Below are 3,038 nucleotides of genomic sequence, written 5' to 3' on the forward strand. Positions count from 1 at the left end.
ACCGCGCCCCGGGCGGGCCGGCCCGCGACCCGGTCGGCGATGTCGGCGGGGCGGTCGACCGCCGGATCCGTGAGCCGGGTGCGTGAGTCGGCGTACTCGGCCCAGTAGACCTCCTTGCGCCGGGCGTCGGTCGCCACGACGAAGGGGCCCTTCTCGATGTCGGAGGCGTACGCGAGGCCGTCCAGCGTGCACACGCCGTGCACGGGGACGCCGAGCGCGAGCCCGAAGGTGTCGGCGGTCATCAGGCCGACGCGCAGTCCGGTGTAGGGGCCGGGCCCGATGCCGACGACGATCGCGGTGACGGCGTCCAGCTTGAGCCCTGCCTCGGCGAGCACGCGGTCCACGGCCGGCAGCAGCAGCTCGCCGTGCCGGCGCGCGTCCACCTGGCTGGACGAGGCGATGACGGTCTCACCGTCGTGCAGGGCGACGGTGATGGCGGGGGTGGCGGTATCCAGAGCGAGCAAGAGCACGCGAACAGCCTACGGCTCCCGCGCCCTCAGCACGGCCGCCCCGGTCGGACGGTCACCGGCTGCTACCGTCTGCACGAAGTACGACATATGACCCGATGCAGAGGTGGGCGCACGTGGCAGGCACCAGCGCGGGAATCGTGGCCGGGCTCACCGCGGCGGCCGTCGGATCGGTCGGATTCCTCGCCTACCAGGCGTCGGCCACCGTCCCGGCCGGACTCGGTGACACACCGTCGGCGAGCGCCTCGCCCTCGGTGGCCGCCAAGGCACCCCGGGACACGCGGCACCCGACCGCCCTGCCCAGCGGCTCCGGCACGGGTGAACGGGTCGTGTACTCGGTGGACGACGACCGGGTGTGGCTGGTCGGCGAGAACGGCAAGGTCCAGCACACCTTCAAGGTGACCCCCGGCAGCGTCGACCCGCTTCCCGGCTCGTACGCGGTCACGTCCCGCTCGCGTGCGGTCACCGGCACCGACGGCATCCCCGTCGAGCACGTCGTGCGCTTCACCAGCGTGCGCGATGTGGTCATCGGCTTCAGCGCCGCCACGGACCGCTCCGGGGCGGAACCCGACACGACCGTGAAGACGGGCGGCATCCGGGAGAAGCGCGCGGACGGGGACGAGATGTGGAAGTTCGCGACGATCGGGGTCCGGGTCGTCGTGATCCGCTAGGGCCCGTCGGGGCCTAGGCGGCCGCGCGCTCCTCCCGGACCGGTTCCGGCGTCCGCGGCTCGGGCTCCCGCGGCGGCCTGGAGACCGCGTCGGCGGCCGCGCAGGAGGCCAGCAGATCGCGCATGGTCACCCCGGCAACCGGACGGGACGGGGGCTGCACCCTGGGCTGAGAAGTGGACACGGACGCCTCCTGACGAGCGGGGGGCGGGCGTAGTTAGGCACACCTAACTACGGACTGGGTTCCATGTGACCACGCTTGCCGGGCCAAGCGCAACATCTTGCCGACGGCCTGTCGGAATCTCCGCGAGCGCTCAGGCCGACAGAACCCCGAGGTCCACGTCCGCCCACCGCTCCCCCAGCCCGGTGAGCGTCACGTGCCGCACCTCGTCGGTGGTGTCGCCGACGGTCCGGTGGATCACGACCAGCAGACGGTCGTCGGTCAGCTCCTCGACCTTGCCCTCGCCCCACTCCACGACGATCACCGAGTCGGGCAGCGAGACGTCGAGGTCGAGGTCCTCCATCTCGTCCAGCCCGCCGGACAGCCGGTAGGCGTCGACGTGGACGAGCGGCGGGCCGTCGACCAGGGACGGATGCACCCGGGCGATCACGAAGGTCGGCGAGGTGACCGCGCCCCGTACGCCGAGCCCCTCGCCGAGCCCCCGGGTGAGCGTCGTCTTGCCCGCGCCGAGCTCCCCGCTGAGCATCACGAGGTCGCCCGGCCGCAGCAGCTTGGCCAGGCGGCGGCCCAATTCCTGCATCTGCTCCGGGGCGTTGACGATCAGCTCGGTCTCAGCCGGGTCGTGCGGCGCTGCTGGTGCTGCTTCCATAGCCACTTACGGTAGCCCCTGCGGGCACGGCACCCGCGCGGGTGAGAAGGTCGGCGAGCCGGTCGGTGACCACTTCCGCGTGTTCCAGCATGACCAGGTGCCCGGCGTCCGGGACCAGGACCAGCTCCGCGTCGGGCAGCAGATCGGCGATGACCTCACTGTGCTCGCTGGGCGTGACCAGGTCCTGGACCCCGGCCAGCACGAGGACCGGCATCTCCGCGAACCAGGCCAGGGCCTCGGTCTTGTCGTGGTCGTTGAAGGCCGGGTAGAACTCCGCCACCACGTCGATCGGGGTGGACTCGATCATCCGCTCGGCGAACCGCTCGACCGCCGGGTCGACGTCCCGGGAGGCGAACGAGTACCGCTTGATGACCCCGGCGAACAGATCGGCGGTGGCCCGGCGCCCCTTCTCCACCAGCGCCGCCTGCTGTCCCAGCGCCTTCAGCACTCCGGGCAGCACCCGGCGCACCGCGTTGACGCCGGCGAGGGGCAGCCCGAAGTTGACCTCGCCGAGCCGCCCGGACGAGGTGCCGACGAGAGCGGTGGCGACCACCCGGTCGCGGATCAGCTCCGGGTACTGGGCGGCCAGCGCCATCATGGTCATGCCGCCCATGGAGTGCCCGACCAGCACGACCGGCCCGTCGGGCACGGCCGCGTCGATGACGGCCTTGAGGTCGCGGCCGAGCTGGTCGATGGTGACCGGCACCCCGTCCCGGGACTGGGACACGCCCCGCCCGGACCGCCCGTGGCTGCGCTGGTCCCAGTGCACGGTCCGCACGACACCCCGCAGCGCCGCGCGCTGGAAGTGCCAGGAGTCCTGGCTGAGGCAGTAGCCGTGACTGAAGACCACGGTGACCGGGGCGGGCGCCTTGCGGCCGAAGAGCCGGCGCCGCCGCGGCGCCGGTCCGCCCTCGGGCTCGACGTCGTCGACCTCGTAGTACAGCTCGGTGCCGTCGTCCGCGCACGCCTTGCCCGGCGTGGCGCCCACCGCGCCCTAAGGCCCCCCGGAGTCCCGAGGCGCCCCCCCCCCCCGCCCCACCACCCCCCCGAGAGACGCCCCCCCCGGCGCCACA

At 73.1% G+C, this 3,038-nt stretch carries 4 protein-coding genes and 1 pseudogene; 1 reads left to right on the forward strand and 4 read right to left on the reverse strand.

The genetic code is table 11. The features are described 5' to 3' along the window. A partial coding sequence (gene tsaB / locus ACFW2E_RS44315; RefSeq protein ID WP_384477101.1) for a tRNA (adenosine(37)-N6)-threonylcarbamoyltransferase complex dimerization subunit type 1 TsaB occupies positions 1 to 470 on the reverse strand: 470 nt, incomplete at its 3' end. A gap of 113 nt (positions 471 to 583) precedes the next feature. Here tsaB and ACFW2E_RS44320 point away from each other — a divergent pair. Beyond that, positions 584 to 1,138, forward strand: a complete 555-nt coding sequence (locus ACFW2E_RS44320) for a hypothetical protein (protein ID WP_384477104.1) — start codon at positions 584 to 586, stop codon at positions 1,136 to 1,138. 13 nt (positions 1,139 to 1,151) lie between these two features. On the opposite strand, the gene ACFW2E_RS44325 is transcribed toward ACFW2E_RS44320, so the two are convergent. The 3 genes and pseudogenes from ACFW2E_RS44325 to ACFW2E_RS44335 form a co-directional block, all read right to left on the reverse strand. After that, positions 1,152 to 1,319, reverse strand: coding sequence for a hypothetical protein (locus ACFW2E_RS44325; RefSeq protein WP_384477106.1), 168 nt, complete (start codon positions 1,317 to 1,319; stop codon positions 1,152 to 1,154). Positions 1,320 to 1,449: 130 nt separating this feature from the next. Next, positions 1,450 to 1,965, reverse strand: a complete 516-nt coding sequence (tsaE, locus tag ACFW2E_RS44330) for a tRNA (adenosine(37)-N6)-threonylcarbamoyltransferase complex ATPase subunit type 1 TsaE (protein WP_384477109.1) — start codon at positions 1,963 to 1,965, stop codon at positions 1,450 to 1,452. Then, positions 1,928 to 3,038 (reverse strand): annotated as a pseudogene (locus tag ACFW2E_RS44335) (alpha/beta fold hydrolase); the annotation flags it as partial. The gene tsaE and the pseudogene ACFW2E_RS44335, both read right to left, overlap by 38 nt.

The organism is Streptomyces sp. NPDC058964, from assembly GCF_042741275.1.
In the GTDB taxonomy this organism is placed as follows: Bacteria; Actinomycetota; Actinomycetes; order Streptomycetales; family Streptomycetaceae; genus Streptomyces.

Bases quoted from the DNA above. Each gene is read 5' to 3' on its own strand.
- tsaE (WP_384477109.1), bottom strand. From the start codon at position 1,965: ATGGAAGCAGCACCAGCAGCGCCGCACGACCCGGCTGAGACCGAGCTG.